The organism is Gluconobacter kanchanaburiensis NBRC 103587 (assembly GCF_007988905.1).
In the GTDB taxonomy this organism is placed as follows: domain Bacteria; phylum Pseudomonadota; class Alphaproteobacteria; order Acetobacterales; family Acetobacteraceae; genus Gluconobacter; species Gluconobacter kanchanaburiensis.
Genome location: NZ_BJVA01000002.1, coordinates 278,688 through 297,985, shown reverse-complemented (window position 1 = coordinate 297,985; position 19,298 = coordinate 278,688). Strand labels below are relative to the sequence as shown.

The 19,298-nt window shown below is 61.6% G+C and carries 15 protein-coding genes; 7 read left to right on the top strand and 8 right to left on the bottom strand.

The features are described from left to right. Nucleotides 1–2: 2 nt before the first annotated feature. From GKA01_RS02895 to GKA01_RS02865, 7 genes are all read right to left on the bottom strand, one after another. Complete coding sequence (locus GKA01_RS02895) at nucleotides 3–2,375, bottom strand: TonB-dependent receptor (protein ID WP_146859029.1); 2,373 nt, start codon at nucleotides 2,373–2,375, stop codon at nucleotides 3–5. 79 nt (nucleotides 2,376–2,454) lie between these two features. Continuing rightward, nucleotides 2,455–2,868, bottom strand: coding sequence for a RidA family protein (locus tag GKA01_RS02890; RefSeq protein ID WP_146859027.1), 414 nt, complete (start codon nucleotides 2,866–2,868; stop codon nucleotides 2,455–2,457). A gap of 174 nt (nucleotides 2,869–3,042) precedes the next feature. Continuing rightward, the gene (locus tag GKA01_RS02885; RefSeq protein ID WP_146859025.1) at nucleotides 3,043–4,434 is read right to left on the bottom strand and encodes a purine-cytosine permease family protein; all 1,392 of its coding nucleotides are present in this window, start codon (nucleotides 4,432–4,434) and stop codon (nucleotides 3,043–3,045) included. A 105-nt stretch (nucleotides 4,435–4,539) separates the two neighbouring features. Next, entirely contained in the window at nucleotides 4,540–5,874 is a 1,335-nt protein-coding gene (locus tag GKA01_RS02880; RefSeq protein ID WP_146859023.1) for a hypothetical protein, read from the bottom strand. Continuing rightward, the gene (hisD, locus tag GKA01_RS02875; protein ID WP_146859021.1) at nucleotides 5,871–7,199 is read right to left on the bottom strand and encodes a histidinol dehydrogenase; all 1,329 of its coding nucleotides are present in this window, start codon (nucleotides 7,197–7,199) and stop codon (nucleotides 5,871–5,873) included. Before hisD ends, GKA01_RS02880 begins: the two co-directional genes overlap by 4 nt. Before the next feature lie 48 nt (nucleotides 7,200–7,247). Then, nucleotides 7,248–8,015, bottom strand: a complete 768-nt coding sequence (locus tag GKA01_RS02870) for an SDR family NAD(P)-dependent oxidoreductase (protein WP_146859019.1) — start codon at nucleotides 8,013–8,015, stop codon at nucleotides 7,248–7,250. Next, a complete protein-coding gene (locus GKA01_RS02865; protein WP_146859017.1) occupies nucleotides 8,009–9,013 on the bottom strand; it encodes a zinc-dependent alcohol dehydrogenase in 1,005 nt (334 codons plus the stop codon). Before GKA01_RS02865 ends, GKA01_RS02870 begins: the two co-directional genes overlap by 7 nt. A gap of 217 nt (nucleotides 9,014–9,230) precedes the next feature. On the opposite strand from GKA01_RS02865, the gene GKA01_RS02860 reads away from it, so the two are divergent. The 5 genes from GKA01_RS02860 (at nucleotide 9,231) to GKA01_RS02840 (ending at nucleotide 15,914) form a co-directional block, all read left to right on the top strand. Next, nucleotides 9,231–10,619, top strand: a complete 1,389-nt coding sequence (locus tag GKA01_RS02860; RefSeq protein WP_146859015.1) for a purine-cytosine permease family protein — start codon at nucleotides 9,231–9,233, stop codon at nucleotides 10,617–10,619. Further along, nucleotides 10,616–12,238, top strand: a complete 1,623-nt coding sequence (locus tag GKA01_RS02855) for an amidohydrolase (protein WP_146859011.1) — start codon at nucleotides 10,616–10,618, stop codon at nucleotides 12,236–12,238. Before GKA01_RS02860 ends, GKA01_RS02855 begins: the two co-directional genes overlap by 4 nt. Further along, nucleotides 12,225–13,373 (top strand): alpha-hydroxy acid oxidase, encoded by a 1,149-nt coding sequence (locus GKA01_RS02850; protein ID WP_146859009.1) that lies wholly within the window; start codon nucleotides 12,225–12,227, stop codon nucleotides 13,371–13,373. Before GKA01_RS02855 ends, GKA01_RS02850 begins: the two co-directional genes overlap by 14 nt. A 74-nt stretch (nucleotides 13,374–13,447) precedes the next feature. Further along, entirely contained in the window at nucleotides 13,448–14,932 is a 1,485-nt protein-coding gene (locus tag GKA01_RS02845) for an aldehyde dehydrogenase (protein WP_146859007.1), read from the top strand. Nucleotides 14,933–14,972: 40 nt separating this feature from the next. Further along, on the top strand, nucleotides 14,973–15,914 hold the full coding sequence (locus tag GKA01_RS02840; protein ID WP_146859005.1) for a 2-hydroxyacid dehydrogenase: 942 nt from the start codon (nucleotides 14,973–14,975) through the stop codon (nucleotides 15,912–15,914). 19 nt (nucleotides 15,915–15,933) lie between these two features. On the opposite strand, the gene GKA01_RS02835 is transcribed toward GKA01_RS02840, so the two are convergent. After that, on the bottom strand, nucleotides 15,934–17,313 hold the full coding sequence (locus tag GKA01_RS02835; RefSeq protein ID WP_146859003.1) for an aminotransferase class III-fold pyridoxal phosphate-dependent enzyme: 1,380 nt from the start codon (nucleotides 17,311–17,313) through the stop codon (nucleotides 15,934–15,936). A gap of 114 nt (nucleotides 17,314–17,427) precedes the next feature. Here GKA01_RS02835 and GKA01_RS02830 point away from each other — a divergent pair, with 114 nt between their 5' ends. Together GKA01_RS02830 and GKA01_RS02825 are read left to right on the top strand one after the other, a co-directional pair. Next, nucleotides 17,428–18,270 carry a helix-turn-helix transcriptional regulator gene (locus GKA01_RS02830; RefSeq protein ID WP_167506306.1) on the top strand — a complete coding sequence of 281 codons (843 nt, stop codon included), beginning with the start codon at nucleotides 17,428–17,430 and terminating at the stop codon, nucleotides 18,268–18,270. Between the two features lie 414 nt (nucleotides 18,271–18,684). After that, nucleotides 18,685–19,296 (top strand): nitroreductase family protein, encoded by a 612-nt coding sequence (locus GKA01_RS02825; RefSeq protein WP_146858999.1) that lies wholly within the window; start codon nucleotides 18,685–18,687, stop codon nucleotides 19,294–19,296. Nucleotides 19,297–19,298 lie beyond the last annotated feature (2 nt).

The following is a 19,298-nucleotide window of genomic DNA, read 5'->3' as shown; positions in this document are numbered from 1 at the left end:
CGTCAGAACCCCGTTGAGACCGTTGCGAGAGCCGCGAATGTCGGCGCGACGTAATAGGTCGAGGTTCCTGCTGTGGGGCCGGTGCTGTAGACGCCGGACAGGTAGTGGGAGTCGTTCAGATTGACGATGTTCAGGCGGATGCTGGGCTTCTTCATGAACCCGATATCCGGAGCGCGCGCGCCCAGCATCAGGTCCACCTGCTTGTGGCCCGGAATCCGCTCGTCGTTCATGAACGTGCCGTATTCTTTGTCGACATATTTCATCGAGACGCTGCCGAAGAACGTGCCGTCATCATACTGCACTCCGATCGCGGCCATCCAGCGCGGGGCGGACGTCGCAATTTTGCCTTTCGTCCTGTAGGTCACGCCGTCCAGCGTGATGTTGTTGTCGTTCGTGGCGTAGAGATATTCGCCGGACACGTAGGGCGAGAAATGATGCCACGGACGCAGACCAAGCTCGGCATCCACACCACGGGAGGTCATGCCGCCTGCATCCAGGAAGTAGGGTACGGCGTTGATGTATTCATTGATGGCGTGATGCACGAAGTTGTAATTGAACAGCGTGACCGAGCCCGTCACCCAGTTGTTGTGATACCGGGCGCCGACTTCTTCGGCGATGCTGTACTCGTCCTTCAAATGGGTGTTCGCCGTCTGGTAGAGGCTCGCATCATAAGGGCTGTTATACTGGTTGTAGAACGCCGAGCCCATGGGAACACGGAAACTCGTTGTGGCGTTGGCGAAGAGCTGGATCTGGTCATTGACCTTGTAGCTGATCGAGAAACGCGGCAGCGGCTGGGCCGAGTTATAGCTCGCGCCATATTGCGGGCCGGGCTGGTTCAGCGTGCCGTCACGTGCCGTCATGACTTCCTTGAAACCGGCATTGATCCGCAGTCTGTCGTTCAGAAGGCGCACCTCGTCCCCGACATAAAGTCCCACCATCTGGGTGATCGTATGGTAGATCCAGCCGTTGAGAACGGTTCCGTCCTGAAGTGACAGCAGGGAGCTTGAAACGTTTCCGGCGCCGTCGAGCGCGGAGAACGGCTCGCTGACATGCATGTCGGTGTAGCCGTACCAGGCACCGAACACGAGATGGTTGAACGCGGTGTCATAATGGGCAGCCGCGTTGATGCCGGTATAGTTTTCGCGTCCGTACCAATCCCATTTTGCAGCGACATTGCCATCTTCGGAATAGTTGTTCCCGGCGAGCGATCCGTTTACGGCCTGTGTGCCGTTATAATAGGTGCCGCTCGTCGGGAGCGTGTTGATGCCCAGCGGATAGTTGCCGGAGCCATGATAGAAATACGGCGTGACGTCGAGCGACCATTCCTGGTTCAGCTTGAAATGCGACTGGCTACTCAGGAAATAGTTCGTCCAGTCCGTCTGGAAACCTTTGTAGTAATTGGCATCTCCGAACTTGTAGACGCCATTGAGGTTGATCCCTCCGCCAAGGCCGTACTTGTTCCAGTCCGAGAGCGTCGGTGTGCTGTACCAGGCCGTATTTTCGTTGTTATAGGTGAAGGAGAGGCTGGTGCTGCTCTCGGGTGCCCAGTCCTTGATAGCCTTGAAATCCATGTGACGGCGGTTGTTGCGGCCCGGCCCGCGCCATGCGCGGCTGGTCAGGTTCGAGAATGATGCGAACATGCGAAGGCCGGTATTGCCGATCTCGCCCGAATCATAACGCAGATACTGACGGTTCATCTGATGGGAGCCATAGCTCACATCAAGCTGACCCTGACGCTTGTAGTCCGGGTCACGCATGCGAACGCGCATTGTTCCGCCAGCAGAATATACGGTCGGAATTTCGATGTCGGGAGCGCCCTGCTGAAGCTGCACGCTCTCCATGTTCTCGCTGTCGACCCATTCCGAGGAGTTCGGCGTGTAGTTGTCGGGGTCGTTCATCGGCGCCCCTTCAAAGACGTAGCCGATTTCCTGCTGGTTGAGACCGCGTACGCTGACAGAGGACTGATCGGTCACACCGAAAGGATCGCCCATGGCGACGTTCGCCCCCGGAGAGAGCGTCACGAGGGCCAGTGTATTGGACGCTGGCGACTGTTTTGAAATGAATTCGCGGGAGATCGTGCTGACCGAACGTGCAGCTGTCTCGCGCCGGATCAAGCCGCCGCCCGAATGGTGGCGGCTGGCCGAAACCTGGATCGTATCGCCCGGCCCCGTGCTGTCGAGCGAAGTGCGCCGGGGCGCGCTGCTATGCGGAGCCGCAGCAGCGGAGTGCGCGGTGGCGGCATGAGTACTTCTGCCCCCCGTTTGTGAGCCCTGTCGCCCGTGCGTGGTCGTGGCGGCTTTCGCAACCCCGCCAAGCAGGAGGATTGTCGACGAAAGGAGCAAACAGTGACGTGAAAGCGGAGATTTCGTCTGCATGTCGGGGACCTCTGCTGGCAGGCCTGAAAGGGCAGGGCGGGACGCTTGGTCAGTTCAGGGGAGACAAGGGAACGGGAGTTCAGTCAGGAATGACAGCGATGACGTCAACTTCGATCAGCCATTCAGGGCGGGCCAGGGCCACAACGACGAGACCCGTGAAGACCGGGAAAACGCCCTTGAGGTGCTGGCCCAGCACGCGGTAGGTCGCCTCGCGGTAGCGGATATCTGTCAGATAAACCGTGACCTTGCAGATATGGGCGAGTTCGGAGCCCGATTCCCTGAGCAGGAGCGCGATGTTTTCCATCACTTTGTGCGCCTGGCCGACCGGATCACCGACGGCAACATTCTCACGCGTGTCGAGATCCTGCGGCACCTGTCCGCGTACATAAACGGTGTTTCCCGCGACGACAGCCTGACACAGGTCATTGTCGAGGCTCTGCTCGGGATAGGTGTCTTTGGTGTTGAACGGGCGGATCCGTTTGTGGACGGGCATGGGCGTATTTCCTCGTGCTCTTCGCCTCTGTTACGGAGACCCATCACGGATCATCCAACAGGAGTTTGATGCGATGCAGGAATGTTCGCAATTTGATGCGTGTATTTAAAGAATGGTTCTACGGGGTTTAGCTTCGGAAAAACCTAAGAAGGACGTTACAGGGCAAAAAGCTGTTCAAATCGAACGGCGTGCCCAGAACCAGTAGATCAGTCCGGGAACGAAAATACCGATAATCCAGGACAGATCGATCCCGCCAAGTGATCTTGCAATGCTGCCAACATAGAGTCCGTTCGACAGGAATGGGATCTGCACGATCACGCCAATGGCGTAACAGATCAGGGCCGGGCGGTTGGCGCGGCCATAGATGCCGCCATCGGCGCGAAACAGGGATGGGATATCATAGGCGCCATGCCGCACGAGGTAATAGTCGGCGAGGTTGATGGCGGTCCAGGGAGACAGGACGGCCAGCAGGAGCGCAATGACGTTGTCGAGGATTTCGAGCACGCTGCCGCTGAGATTGATTGTGATGATGGCGCAGGCCAGCAGGAGGAGGGTCGCGGCGATCGCGCGCGACTGGCTCGTGGGCGTCCAGTTCGGGCGGAAGGTCTGGAGGAAGGTCAGGGAGGAGAGGGCCGCGCAGTAGATCTGCATCGTGCAGCTTACCAGCGTGGAGATGATCATCACGGCAAAAAGCGCGACGGGCAGAAACGGTGAATAGGTTCGGACCGCATCGTACATGTTGCCTGCAAAACCCGTACTGCCGAGATAGGCTCCGATAAACGTCGGAAATGTCGTCCCCGCGATGCTGCCGGCAAGACAGACGAGAAACGCCGTGCGCTCTCCCGTGCGGGATGGCAGATATCGCGTATAGTCCGAGACGTAGGGGGCATAGGCGATCTGCCACAGAACGCCGAGCGACAGCGCCGACAGGAACTGGTGCATTGTCGGAACGGACCAGAACGGCATGGCGAGCTGTCCGTGCGAGACGCCGAAATAGGCGAAGGCCAGCAGGACCGAGGTCAGGGCAGCCACGGGTACGAAACCCGAGATGAACCGTTCGATGATGTCATGGCCGATCGCGCAGAGCGTGGCGATGACGATGACGGCCCCCCAGATTGGAACCTGACCGTATCCGGGCCCGAACACCTGTGCTGACTGTTCGCGCCCGATCGCGAAAAAGGTGGAGGTGAAGCCGACATACATCAGAATGATGATCGCGATGATCAGCAGGCTGCCGGTCGATCCGAACTGCCCGCGTGTCTGCTGCATCTGCGGAATGCCAAGATGCGGACCCTGCGCCGCGTGCAGAGCCATGAACACGCCCCCAAGCAGATTGCCGCACAATATGGCCAGCAGCGACCACCCCAGAGCCAGATGACAGATGCTGGGGTAGAGCATCCCGGTCATGATGGCCATGATGTTCTGGTTCGCTCCGATCCAGACCATCAGCAGCGACCAGGCATTGCCGTGACGCCGTTCCTCGGGGATCGGGAAAATGGTGTCGTTCTCAACGGCGAACGGAGAGGACTCTGCCGCATGGGCTCTCTTGTCTGCGAATTGCGTCATGGCGCGGAGAGATCCTTTCCGTTCAGGGTCGTTCTGATGTGTTATTGTCCCGGAATGATGTCGACCTCAAGCTGGCCGACATTGAATGTTATTGATTCGTCCTGATCAGATGCGCGACGGATCAATGGCGTCGAGAAAACGGGAGACGACATCCTGCTCTTCCGGTCCGGGTTCCGCGCCGCACATCATGGCGACTGCGAGACCTGTCAGGGAGGACGCAGGCGTGTGACGGCTGTTCGGAGCGCTTTCGGAGCGGGCGCAGAGATCCATCACCAGCGTCGGGCAGCAGAACAGTCCGGCGCGGATGGTTTCCCGCCAGGTCTCCGGAAGTGCGCCGAGTTCGGACAGGGCCGCCAGCAGCGGTGTCCATAGAAGCCGTCCCTTATCTTCCAGAAAGGCCTGCCGCAGCGGGGGCAGGGACCATCCGGTCGTCACAAACGCGGTGCCGTCACGGATCGTGATCTTCGGCGTGCTCATCAGTTCCGCGGAATGATATAGCCAGTCAGGGTGTGCGAAGATATTATGGAACGTGGCCTTGATTTCGGCCAGTAGGGCCGGGATATCGCGCCCTGCGAAGGCCGGATCGAAGAATGTGAGGCTCGCCGCCGTCCCTGCTTCGCTGTTCTGAGGTGTGAACCAGACATTGGCGTTATGGGCATCGCCATGGGCGATGACACCGCCCGAGGCCGCCAGAACCGCAGGGTCGAGAAGCGCCAGAGCGTTTTCCAGACAGTCCTGCAAAGTACGGTCATAGGCCACGCCGTCGATCACCCAGCGCAGGCGGCGCAGTTCCGCGCCGCTGACACTGAGGCCCGGAAAAGCGAACCTCCGGTCTTCGGCGAAGAACGTGGCCGCACGACCGCCGAGGATGCCTGCCGGGCTGTCCGGGTTTGTCAGGCGATGGTGGAAGAGCTGGTGGATCGGCTCCTCCTCACTCTGGGCAGCGGTGATCGGGTGCCATGTGCGCAGATAGATCCGTGTACTCAGCCTGTCGAGGTCTCGCTGTGCTTCAATCAGGGCGGAATCGTCGGCTCCGGGAAGCGGATGCCCGCGATCGACGGCGCGTGCGGCATCCGCGAGTTTGGGAATGGTCCGCAGGGGGTAGAGCAGGATCTGCCGTCCCACGCGGCGGCAGACATAGGCGGGCATATCGACGGGGAAGCCTGCTTCAAGCAGGATTTCGCCGCGATAGAATTCCTGAAGGACGGAGTCTTCGTTTTCCTCGTGGTGGAACTTGAAGAAAAAGCGTTCCCCGTCCTCCCGCGTCAGGAATCCGTTGACCGAATTCAGGCTGTAGTCATCCGCGCCGAGCGTGACCTCCCGGACCGGAAACCCGAATTCCTCTTCGATCATCCGCGCCAGCAGTGACCTGGCGAGGTCGGGCTGGCCCCGGCGGGCCGCGGTCAGGATACCCGCGGCACTGACGGATGGATCGCTCATCGTGGTTCGAGCTTCGGCATCGGGCGGGCCGCGGAAACCGCGCGGGCATGGCCGGTAAAGTTCTCGTAGCGGGCGAAACGTTCCGCATGGCGGGCGGCTTCCGGATACGCTTCAGGTGAGACGCGCGCGAAGGACATGCGCTTCATGAAGTCATGGACCGAAAGGGGAGAATGCGTCCGGGCGGCCCGGTTGGTCGGCAGGACCGCGTTGGGGCCGAGCACGTAGTTGCACAGCGTGACCGGGGAGGCCGTACCGAGCAGAACTTCACCGGCGTTGCGGATGCGCCCCAGATCGGCCATCGGGTCGGTGGTCAGGATTTCCAGATGTTCCGGCGCATAGGCGTTGGTGAAATCGACAGCGGCCTGAAAATTCTTCGTCAGCACGACGCCGCCATGTTTCCCGCCCAGAACGGCCCGGGAGAAACCAGCGCGCTTTTCGTCCATGTCCGCCCAGTGCGCGGGGAGAGCGGCGATGACGCCTTCGGCAACGCGGCGGCTGCTGGTTACGAGCCATGCTGACGAGTCCGGACCATGCTCGGATTCGATGATCAGGTCGAGGGCCGCGAGGACGGGATCGACGCTGTCATCGGTGAGGATGATGCTCTCGCTTGGTCCGGCGGGGATGCCGGGATCGATCCGGTCGGAAAGCAGGCGCTTGGCTGCGACGACATACGGGCTGCCCGGGCCGACGATCTTGGCGCACGCAGGAACGGTTTCGGTACCGAACGCAACGGCAGCGACAGCCTGTGCGCCACCACATTTATAGACGTCTTCCACGCCGATCAGGCGGGCGGCAACGAGTGTGCCGGCATCCACCGTGCCGTCCGGCGACGGCGGTGTTACGATGATCAGACGCGGCACGCCCGCGACCTTGCCGGGAATGGTCGTCATGTTCACGACGCTGGGGAAGCAGCCCTTGCCGCGCGGGACGTAACAGGCGACGGAATCGATCGGAACGTTCCGGTCGCCGGCCCAGATGCCCGGACGGACCTCGATCATCCAGCTTTCTTCGGGTTTCTGGGCTTCATGGAAGCGGCGGATGTTGTCGATGCCGTATTTGATGGCTTCGAGCACGTCCGGCTCGATGCTGGCGAAAGCGGCCTCGAACTCTTCAGGGGTCGCCTTGATGCTCATCTGCGGGTCGGTGACGCCGTCGAACGCCTGGGCAAAATGGCGCAGCGCCGCATCGCCCTCGGTCCGCACGCGCTCGATGATGGGCGTCACGCGCTCGACAAAGACTGACAGGTCGCTCTCGGTCCGTTGCAGAAGGGCTTCGGGGATTTCGGCTGTCTGCGTGAGATCGTGGAACGTGACGTGATCTGACATGAAGAGCAATCCTGTAAGGGGCTGTGAACCTGTTGGCGCGGGTGGGTGTCAGAGTGCGGCGAGGGTCCCGCCATCAACATAGAACACCTGCCCGGTGACGTAGGCCGAGGCCGGGGAGCATAGAAACTGGAGAGGGCCGGCAAGATCGTCCGGCAGTCCGAACCGGCCGAGCGGGATCTGCGCGAGCATCCGCGTCTGCCAGTCGGTATCGGCAAAGAAAGGAGCGGTCATGTCGGTATGGAAATAGCCTGGAGCCAGCGCATTGACGCGGATCCCGCGCGGTGCCCATTCGACCGCCAGACTGCGCGTCACACCGAGGATGCCGGATTTAGACGCGCTGTAGGGAACGGCCTTTGCCACGCCCGCCGCCGAGGTCAGGGAAGCAAGATTGATGATGCTGCCCCCTTTTGTCATGAGGCGTGCGGCGTGCTGGGCGACGAAGAACGGTCCCTTGAGATTGGTGTCGAGCAGCCTGTTCCACAGGGCTTCGTCCACGTCGTCGCTGGCGCGCAGACTTTCGTCCCCGGCATTGTTGACGACGATGTCCAGTTGCGGAGCCGTCTGGGTAATCTCTGAGAACGCCGCGCGGATAGCCTCGGTGGAGGCCACATCCATGATCACAGGGCGCAGGCGCAGACCGGCCTTTTCCGCATCCGAGCAGGCCCTTTCGAGCGTGGCAGCCGTGCGGCCCGCGATGCGGACGTCCGCGCCGCATCGTGCGAGATGCAGCGCCATCGCATATCCCAGCCCCCGTCCGCCACCGGTGACGAGAGCGGTTCTGCCCCTGAGCGAAAAGAGGTCGGGCGTGTCTACCATGCGCTGCTCGTGCCGTTGGGGGCGATCAGGGTTTTTAGTCGGATTTCAGTCCCGGCGAGCAGGGCCTCATAGCGCTGCGGCAGGTCCTGAAGGGCATGCGGGCCGCTGATCAAGGCGTCGAGTTTTTCACCGAGCTGCGGGATAAGGGCGATGGCCTGCGGCATCTCGTCGGCAAAGGCGCTGACGCCGAGGATCTCGATTTCCCTTTCAACGATAAGGTTGAAATCGATCTGCGGCTTCTGGTGGAACAGTCCCGCAAGAACCATTCGCCCTCCGGGCGCCACACGCAGGCAGGCCAGTTCGATGACCGGGGCCGCGCCCGTCGCATCCAGAACGAAATGCGCGCCCCAGTTCTCTTCATCCGCTGACAGGGGCGTGGTGCCGGCGATATTCTGGAGCAGTGCCTGACGACCGGCATTGCGTTCGAGCAGCGAAACCTCATGTCCGCGTTCGCGCAGGATTAGCGCCGCGAGGCCACCGATCGTTCCTCCGCCACAGACCACAATGCGGGCGCCCTCCGTCGGGGCGAGGCGATGCACGGCATGGAGGGCAACGGCAAGCGGTTCGGCCAGCGCCCCGTGCCGGAGCGGCATGTCGGCGGGCAGTCGCAGGAGCTGTGTCGCCGGAAGGACAACCTCCTGTGCGAAACCGCCGTCACAGACCTCGCCCACGAAACCAAGCGTGCGGCACAGGTTCGGCTGGCCGGACCGGCAGGAGGCGCAGCGGCCACACCCGACGCGGGAATCTGCGACGACATGATCGCCCGGCACGAGGCCCGCGCAGTCGCCGCATGTTTGCGTAACGGTACCGGAAAGTTCGTGTCCCGGTGTGACGGGACATCGGGACATCCACTGGCCCGTCCGGAAGTTATGCAGGTCCGAGCCGCAGATTCCAGCGGCCTCGATCCGCACGCGGACGAAGCCTTCCTTCAGTTCCGGAGACGGTTCTGTTGGCATGACACGGATGTCACCGATTCCGTAGAAACGTGCAGCAAGCATGGACTGTGCTCTCCGCTTCGGGGTGAGACTGAAGCTCGGGTCTGGCTCTGGTATAGATATGATGGAAGCGGAATGAAAACCCTGACCAGGAGGTTTTCAGCATAGATTTTTCCGGGGCATGGCTTCAGGAAATATGCAGCAGAAATCCATTACAAAGCCGGAAGATGTTATGATCTACTGACCTGCCGGTTATCGGCGAACGTAATGAGGACATGGTATGGTGGATGCGGTCAGCACACTGGAATCCGAGACGATCTATCCCATTCCGGCCGAACGGCGGCACGGGACGGCTCGGGACCTGTTCACCGTCTGGTTCGGGCCCAATCTGATGATGCTGACGGTCGCGACCGGCGCCCTTGCGACAACGGTTTTCGGCCTCTCCCTCATTCCTGCGATCCTTTCTTTGCTTCTGGGCAATCTCGTCGGCGGCGTGTTTATGGCGCTTCATGCTGCCCAGGGGCCGCGACTGGGAGTGCCTCAGATGATTCAGACGCGGGGTCAGTTCGGACTGTTCGGCGCCGTCCCGATCACCGCGATCATCGTTCTGATGTATGTTGGTTTTGTCGCCTCCAATCTCGTGCTGGGGGCAGAAGGGGTACAGGCCTGCATTCCAGGGCTGGGCCGTTTTCCCGCCATCGTGATCATCCAGCTTCTTTCGGTTCTGCCCGCCGTCATGGGCTATCACGTCATTCATGCGGCCGCCCGGATCCTGAGCCTGCTGTGCGGGATTGCCGTTCTGGTGTGTTTCGTGGCGCTGATGCTCCCGCATCCCGCGATGCATGTGGATGCGGCGCACTGGGGCAGCGGGACCGGCATCCTGAGGACCGTTTCGCTCGCGGCTCTGTGGCAGATCGCCTATGCGCCCTATGTGTCGGATTCATCGCGTTATCTTCCCGCTGGCGGAAAAAACGAGAAAAATGCGTTCATCGCGTGTTTTTCCGGATCGGTCTCCGGATCGTTCCTAGCGATGGGACTGGGAGCCGCTGTGGGAACGCTTGTGGGCGGTCAGCATGTCGTGGCGGTTCTGACATCGCTGCTCGGCGTGGCGACAGTGCCGGTCATGCTGGCGCTTTCGCTCGGCATTGCGGTGGCGAATGCGATGAACGTCTATTGCGGCGCGCTCTCCACCCTGACCGTCGCCCAGACCTTTACGCCTGACCATCATTACGGACGCGGCGCGCGGCTCGTGGTCACGATCGCGCTGCTCCTGTTCGCTTTCGGAATGGCGACGCTGATGGCCGACCGTTTCATGACGGCCTATAGCGAGTTTCTCGAACTCCTGATGTCCATCATGATCCCATGGACCGCCATCAACCTGACCGATTACTACATCCTTCATCACGGCGAGTATGACGTGGCGTCGTTTTTCAGGCGCGATGGCGGCCGTTACGGATACTGGAATATTCCCGCGCTCGGTTGCTACGTGGCGGGCATTCTCTTTCAGGTCCCGTTCCTCTCAACGGCCCTTTATACGGGCAGCCTCGCGAAGATGCTGGGTGGTGTGGACATCTCCTGGGTGGTGAGTCTCGCACTGACGCCGCCGCTGTATATTTTTATGGAACGGCGCTTTCGTGCCAGCGCCCTTCCGGGCGGAGAGCGCGCATGACCCTTCTGCATAATGCCCGGATCGTCCTTCCAGACCAGACACGCCTGCATGGCGGTCTTCTGATCCGCGACGGAAGCATCGTCGCGATCGGCGAAGAAGCCGCGATCACGGCGTCCGCACCGCAGGACGTGGAGCGCATTGATCTGGACGGGGCGTGCGTCCTGCCGGGATTTGTAGACAGCCATCTCCACCTGCTGATGGGTACGGAATATCTCAGCAATATCGGCCTGAGGGACGCGCGCACCATGGCCGAGGTCGTGGAAAGGGTTGCCGCTTTTGCTGAGGCCAATCCTGACCGTGACTGGCTTCTCGGTCTCGAATGGAGTTACGGCTACCCCGATCTGCCCCCCGAAGGCTTCGACCGTGCGATGCTCGATGCCGTCGTTCCGGATCGGCCGGTTTTCCTGCGTTCCGGCATGGCGCATGCAGCCTGGGCGAACAGCAGGGCGCTTGAACGTGCCGGGATCGATGCCTCCACGCCCGATCCGGAAGGGGGTGAAATCGTGCGCAGGCCTGATGGTTCGCCCACGGGCTGGCTGAAGGAGGAAGCAGCCAAGCTTGTTTCCGCCTGCGTGCCGCCGATGGACGAGGCCATGATCCGTGACGGAATCCGGCGCGTTTTCGCCGAAATCGCACGCTACGGCATCACGCGGGTGGAAAGCGCGGCCTATGATGAAAGCCTCTTTCCGGTCCTGAGGGAGATGGAGGACGCAGGGACTCTGACCTGTCGTGTTGGCGTAATGGTGGAGATGCCGCCCCCGGCTCTGTCGGAGACACGGCTCAGGGAGATCGACTCCCTTCGTCGCACCTATCGCTCGCCCATGCTCAGCCTTGATGGCGTGAAGTTCTTTCTGGATGGGGTTCTGGAATCCCATACCGGATACATGCCGCAGGGCTATGGCGACCGTCCTGACGAGACCGGAACCCTGGTCTGGCCGCCGGAGGCCTACAAGGCGGCGGTCAGGCGTGTAACGGAGGCAGGGTTCCAGATCTGGACACATGCCATCGGAAGCGGCGCGATCCGCCTTGCGCTGGACGCCTATGCCCAGACTCCGGACGAAACGCGCACGCTGCGCCACCGCGTCGAGCATGTGGAAATCCCGTTTGCGGACGACATTCCCCGCTTTGCCGGACTGGGTGTCGTGGCCTGTCTTCAGCCGGTCATGGTGGCGCCGTCGGACGAATGGATGGGAATGGGCGGCGTCTGGGCCACGCGGGTTCGCAGTGAAGAGCACTGCCGTGCCTTTCCGAACCGGTCCCTGCTGGATGCGGGGAGTGTGGTCGCGTTCGGAACGGACTGGCCCATCGTCTCGCTGTCACCGCTGCACGGGATCGGCAAGGCGATTACCCGTCGCAGTTCGCTGGATGACGGCAGGCCGGAAGGAGCGGCTTTCGTGCCGGAGCAGGCGATCGGAGTGGACGAGGCACTTGTTGCCTATACGCAGGCCGGGGCGTTCGCCTCCCACCGCGAGGACCGGGAAGGATGCATTGTAGTCGGGAACGCTGCCGATCTGGTCGTTCTGGCCGCCGATCCTGCTGATGTGGCGCCGGAAGACATCCGGAAGATCGGCGTTCTGATGACAGTGCTTGAAGGACGGGTTGTTTATGACGGTCGTTGATGATGGCGCGTTCGCGGCTCTGGCGGCGCGTGCGCGACAGAGGCTGCCCCGCCTGTTCGCGGATTATGTGGATGGCGGTGCGCATGGCGAACACAGCATGGCCCGCAATCGCGCGGCGTTCGGGCGATGGGGCGTCGTGCCACGCGGTCTGCGGGACGTGTCGCAGGTCGGAACCGGCGTGCGCTGTTTCGGACAGGACTGGACCGCCCCGTTCATGCTTGCCCCTGTCGGCTTCGCAGGGATGCTGCATTCCGACCGCGAAAGCGGTGCCGCGCGTGCGGCCCGGCGCTGCGGGGTGGGGATGGCTGTGTCCACCTTCTCGATTGAGGCGATGGAGGATGTTGCCGCCGTTGGTGGAAGTCCCTTCGCGCAGATCTATGTCTTCCGGGACAGGGCGCTGACGCAGGACATGCTCGCGCGGGCCACGGCCTGCGGGATCCAGGGCATCATCGTCACGATCGACACGGCCATCACGCCGGTGCGGGAGCGCGATGTGCGGAATGGCTTCCGTCATCTCTCGCGGCCCAGCGCCCGGCAGATGGCCGGTCTCGCCGGAAGGCCGGGCTGGTCGCTGGGGATGCTGCGGCACGGCATGCCCGTGATCGGAAACCTGCGGCCCTACACGACCGTTTCCGGTGTAATGGGGCAAGCGCGCGAGATGGCGGCGCAGATCGATCCCACCCTCGACCGCAGCGGGCTGGAATGGCTGCGCTCCGAATGGAAGGGGCAGTTGATCGTCAAGGGCGTGATGCATCCGGATGATGCCCGGCTGGCGCTGGACGCGGGCGCGGATGGGGTGATCGTGTCCAATCACGGCGGGCGACAGATGGATCCGTCCCCCGCGACGATCGAGGTGCTGCCCGGTATTGTCGATGCTGTGGGCGGACGCGCCGATATCGTGCTCGATAGCGGGATCCGGCGCGGCGGAGACGTCGTGACAGCTCTGGCGCTGGGGGCGACGGCGGTCTCCGTCGGGCGGCCCTGGGCCTGGGCGCTCGCGGCAGCAGGCGAGCAGGGCGTGGAAACCGCGATTCAGGCCCTGACGCAGGAAATCCGCGATGTGCTCGGCCTCGCCGGACTTCGCGACATCGCGTCCCTGCGTGCGGCGGGAGCGGAGATCCTGTGGCGGATGTGACGAACGCGACACGACAACCGCCTTCCGGCATCCTGCATACTGCAAAAAAAGTACTGGCAAAGAGGCCTGACCCCATGACAAAAAATGCTGCCTATTACGCCGGACGCGCGGCGACCCTGACTTTGCGCAATCAGTGCTGGATCGACGGACGCTTCGTTGCGGCGTCTTCGGGATCACGGTTCGAGACGGTGAACCCGGCAAACGGTGCCTACCTGACGGATGTGGCACGCGGTGATGCGACGGATATCGACCGGGCCGTCCAGTCCGGACGCAGGGCGTTCGAGAGCGGTGTCTGGTCGCGGATGACGCCGGGTGCGCGCAAGGACGTGCTGCTACGCTGGGCGCAGCTTCTGCGGGATAACCTGGAGGAATTCGCGCTGCTGGACACGCTCGATGTCGGCAAGCCGATTTCAGACACGCTGAACATTGACGTGCCGGGTGCCGCTGCCATTCTTCAGTGGCATGCCGAAGCGACCGACAAGATCTATGACGAGATCGCCCCGACAGGCGGGCGCGATCTGGCGATGATCCGCCGGGTGCCGCTGGGTGTGATCGGTGTGGTGGTGCCGTGGAATTTTCCGCTCGATCTTGCGATCTGGAAAATCGCGCCCGCGCTGGCGGTGGGCAATTCCGTCGTTCTTAAACCCGCCGAACAGTCGCCGCTCTCCGCCCTGCGTCTGGCAGAACTGGCTGCCGAGGCTGGACTGCCAGACGGTGTGTTGAACGTCATCCCCGGTTTCGGACAGGACGCGGGGCGCGCTCTGGGGCTTCATCCGGATGTGGACTGTCTGGCGTTCACGGGATCGACGGAGATCGGCAAGGTCTTCCAGCGCTATGCGGGCGAGAGCAACATGAAGCAGGTCTGGCCCGAAACCGGCGGCAAAAGCCCCTGTCTGGTTTTCCCGGATGCCGATCTGGATGCCGCTGCCGAAAAGGCGGCCTGGGGCATCTTTTTCAATCAGGGGCAGGTCTGCTCGGCCAATTCACGCCTGCTCGTCCATCATACCATCGCGGAAGAGATGACGGAGCGCCTGCGACTGAAAGCGGAAGCGCTGGTTCCGGGCAATCCGCTCGACCCGGCGACGGTTCTCGGCCCGATGGCGACGCAGGACCATGCCGACCGCGTTGCGGGGTTCATAAAAGCCGGCCGGGCGGACAGCAGACTTGTCGCAGGCGGAGAGCAGATGGACTTGCATGGCTCCCGCGCTTACATCCGGCCCACGGTTTTCGCCGATGTTCCGCGTGATGCGGTGATTGCGCGTGAGGAAATTTTCGGCCCGGTGCTGGCGATCCAGACGTTCCGTGATGATGCCGAGGCCATAACCCTTGCCAACGACACGCCCTATGGCCTCGCAGCGTCCGTCTGGACGCGGGATGTCGGGCGCATCATGGAGGTTTCGGACCGCCTGAATGTCGGGACGGTTTCGGTCAATACCGTCGATGCGCTTTCCCCGATGACGCCGTTCGGCGGCATGAAGCAGTCCGGCTTCGGCCGGGATCTGTCCCTGCACAGTTTTGATAAATATTCCGCGCTGAAAACCGTGTGGATCAAATACTGATGTCCAATTCCGCTTGCCGGACCCTGATAACGGAGTTTTCATGACGACACTTGCCATCAGTGCAGAAGGACCGAACGCTTGGGAAGGGTGGCGCAGTGCGTTCGCCGAAGCTGCGCCGGATCTGAAAACCGTCTCGTGGTTCGATCCGGATTTCGATCCGGCCAAAGCCGATTATGCGCTGGTCTGGAACCCCGCGCCGGGCGAGATGGCAAAGATGCGCCACATGCGCGCCATCCTGTGCAGTGGCGCGGGCGTCAATCAGCTTGTCCACCGTCCCGATTTCCCCAAAGACGTGCCGCTTGTCCGCATGGGGGGAGACCAGACGGCGGAGCTGATGTCGGATTACGTTCTGTGGGCGGTCATTTCGCTCCTGCGCGATGCCCGGACCTGGGCTCTGCAACAGGAAAACAGGGTCTTTCGCCGCAACCTCGAATATCGCACCAGCGCACAAACGCAGGTCGGGATTCTGGGATTCGGGAATCTGGGATCGGCGGTTGCGCGGCGTCTGTCACAGGCGGGCTTCGGCGTGTCGGCATGGTGCCGCCGTGAACGCGCGGTTGAGGATGTGGCGCTGTATTTCGGAGAGGAAGGCAAGGTCGAGATGCTCGGCAAGACCGACATCCTCGTCAATCTCCTCCCCAGCACGCCCCAGACCAAAGGTCTGATCGACGCGGCGTTCCTGTCACATCTCAAGCCGGGCGCGGGGATCGTGAATGCCGGACGCGGGGATCAGGTCGTGGCCGATGATCTTCTGGCGGCGCTGGATGCTGGCCGGATGCTCGGCGCGGTTCTGGATGTTTTCGAACAGGAACCCCTGCCCGAAACGTCGCTGTTCTGGACCCATCCCAAGGTGTTCGTCACGCCGCATGTTGCCGCAGAGGCCTCTTTCAGGATGCAGGCCGTCTATCTTGCTGATGTGATCCGGCAGATCGAGGCGGGACAGACGCCCGCCCTGACCTACCACCCCGAATGGGGCTACTGATCCCCTAAGGGACGCGTCTTCAGAACGCGCCGCGCGGAAGCTCGCCCATGACTTCGGTGATGCTTTCGCGCAGGATTTCGCCAATCTGGGCGATCTGCTCTTCCGTCAGCGTCAGCGGGGGCGAGAGGATCAGGATATGGCCGAGCGGACGGGCGACGAGACCTTTGTCCTGGGCCTTGCGGGCGACACGCATGCCGATGTTCAGACCAGCATCGAAAAGTGTTTTCTTCGCCTTGTCCTTCACGAATTCGATCCCCATCATGAAGTGACTGCCACGGACCTCGCCAACGATATCAAGATCACCGAGGGCGCGGAGCGTATTTTCGAAAATCGGTCCGGTATGGCGAACGCGTTCGGGGAGTTTCTCCGTCTCCATCAGGGCGATGTTGGCCAGTCCCGCCGCAGCGCCCGCCGGATGTCCGGCATAGGTCATGCCATGGGTGAATACCCCGTCCGGTCCGGAAATGACGTCATGGATCTCGTCCGTCATGATGGTCGCGGCGAGCGGCTGATATCCTGAGGTCACGCCCTTGGCGATGTTGATGATGTCCGGCCGGGTGTCGAAAACGGCTTCCGAGGCGAAGAAATGCCCCAGACGCCCGAACGCGGTGACCACTTCATCCGCCACGAACTTGATATCATACTGGCGGCACAGATCCTGCGCGCGCCGGTGATAGCCTTTGGGCGGAACGATCACCCCGCCCGCGCCCATGATGGGTTCCTGAATGAAGCAGGCAATGTTTTCCGCGCCAACGGTCTCGATTTCCGTACGCATGTCGTCGATGAGCGCGTTCAGGAATTCCGCTTCGGTCATGTCGCCGCCCTCGCGCCAGAAATGTGGCTTCCGGAGATGGCGGACGATGCCTTCTGCGCGGGACCAGCCCTTGGAATAGGGGGGCGTCGTCATGGCGATGGAGAGGTAGGTGGAGCCGTGATAGGCGCCATGACGGCTGAGGACGAGCTTTTTGGACGGGCGTCCCAGCCGTTCGTAATAGTGATGAAGGATGCGGACCGCGCCGTCATTGGCAACCGATCCCGAGTTTGAAAAATGGACCCGGTTGAGGTCGCCCGGAGCAAGCTGGGCCAGCTTTTTCGCGAGCGCGGCTGCGGTCGGATGGGTGAAGGTATAGAACGTGGAATAGAAATCCAGCGTGGAAAGCTGTTTCGAAATCGCGTCGATGATTTCCTTGCGTCCGTGACCGACATTGACGCACCACAGACCACCGATCCCGTCGAGCAGTTCGTTGCCGTCGCTGTCGCGCACCATGACGCCTTTGGCGGAGACGATGGCCGTGCGGGCTCCCGTCTGTTTGAGTGCGTTCAGATCGGCCCATGACTGGACGAGATGGGCATCAGCGGCGAGGATGTCTTCGGTTGTCTGCGGCAGATCTGACGACATGGGCGGTCTCCTTGAATTCTGTGCGCCGCCCGTTCGGCAGAGTGGGGCGGACGGGGCAGGAACGTTACGAAGGTAGAGTCACACGCGATGGGATGTATATCGCCCGAAAGGGGTATGGACCCGGTTGCCGGAGATGCAGGAGATGCCGGACGACGGCTGGGCGCGGTGATCACCGCTCTGGACGGTCCCGGTTTCGTGCCCTGCTTGTCCGACTGGTTCGGTGCTTGTATCGGGATCGACAATCTGACGGTTCTGGTCTGGGCCGGGAATGCGCCGCCCCGCTGTCTCCATCGTTCCGCGCGTGAGGAGAGCGTGCATGCCAGCGTGGACGAAATCTACTGCGCGGGCGGGTATCTTCTGGACCCGTTTTTCGTCCTCGACCGTTCGGAGGCACCGGCTGGCGTTTACCGGCTGTGCGATGTCGCACCCGACCAGTTCCGCTCCTCGGAGTATTACACAAGTTATTACCGCGACACGAAGATCGTGGACGAGATGGTCTATGTCCTGCGTCCGGCCTCCGGCGTGTCGATCCATGTCTGCCTCGGGCGGGATGTGACGTCGGATACCCTGTTTTCCGATGCGGCTTATGAAACCGCTCTGCGTCTGCTGCCTGTCGTTGTGGCACTGGCCGCCCGGCACTGGGGGCATATCACCGTCGATGCCGTCGTGCCTGAGTCCGAGGGGGGCGGGGATAGGTCCGGCTCTGGCATGGCGGATATCACCGCACGGTTTTCTGACCGCCTGAAGACGCTTTGCGGCGTGGTTCTGACGCGCCGGCAGTCCGAAACGGCGCTGCTGATCCTCCGGGGGCATTCCTCAGGGTCCGCCGCACGAATGCTTGGCGTCAGCCCGCAGACCGTCAAGGTGTTCCGCAAACAGCTCTACGCCCGCTGCGCCATTTCCTCCCAGGCCGAACTGTTCGCAATGATGATGCCTATCCTCGCACGCCTGTCCTGACCGCGCTTTTCCAGCACCGCGGCTGATACGCCTCCGAAATCCGGAAATTCTTTTAAACTTGTTAACCTCGCGCGTTTAAAAACGAGAACGATTCTCATTTATGTGGCGAGAAATATCGCGAAGAACGACCGTGAATTCGCGTGTGAATGCGGGGCTCATGGGTCAGGTCTGGGATATCTATGCGAGCCATATCTATAATGAAAACATCGCATGCACGATAGCAACGTTCCAGAGCGTTTTCTGACCAGTTGTTCAGCTCGCCCTTAGAGGAAACAGGGGAGGCCGGTCCGGGTTATTTCCAGAATCTATAGCGTCCGGTTTATTGTGATATCAATACGATATGGAAGTTCTGTTAGGCTTGTCTTCCGTCAGCATGTCGCGTGATGCTCTTTTCCAGAAACGTGAGATTTTTCGATGACAGAAGCCCCTAATCGTGAAGCATCTTCTTCGGTGATGAAAATGATCGTCAACCGCTGGTCTCCGCGGGCTTTCACGGACGAGACGATTTCCGATGCGGCCCTCCGTGAGGTTATTGAGGCCGGTCGCTGGGCGCCGTCACAGTATAATTCGCAGCCCTGGCGATTCATGTATGCCCGTCGCGGGACGGAGAATTGGGACCAGTTCCTGTCATGGCTGAAGCCGGTTAATCAGCGTTGGGCGAAGTCCAGTGCGGCTCTCGTCTATATCGCATCGCGAACCACGATGATTCCCAGAACCACACCGGACCGCGTTTTTTCCAGAACCCATTCCTATGATGCTGGCGCCGCTGCCATGCTTGTCCTGCTTCAGGCCCATCATATGGGCTGGGCCGCGCATACGATGAGCGGTGTCAGCGATGTCGATCTGACACATGCGGGACTGCGCCTTCCGGTCGATTATGCCTTCGAAACCGTGATCGCCATCGGCAAACAGGCTCCGGCCGAGACGCTTCCCGAAGATCTACGCGTTCGTGAGGTTCCTTCCCAGCGTGTGCCGGTCGATCAGATCGTCTTTGACGGAACATTCGCCGAGCCGCTTGAGTCCTGAGG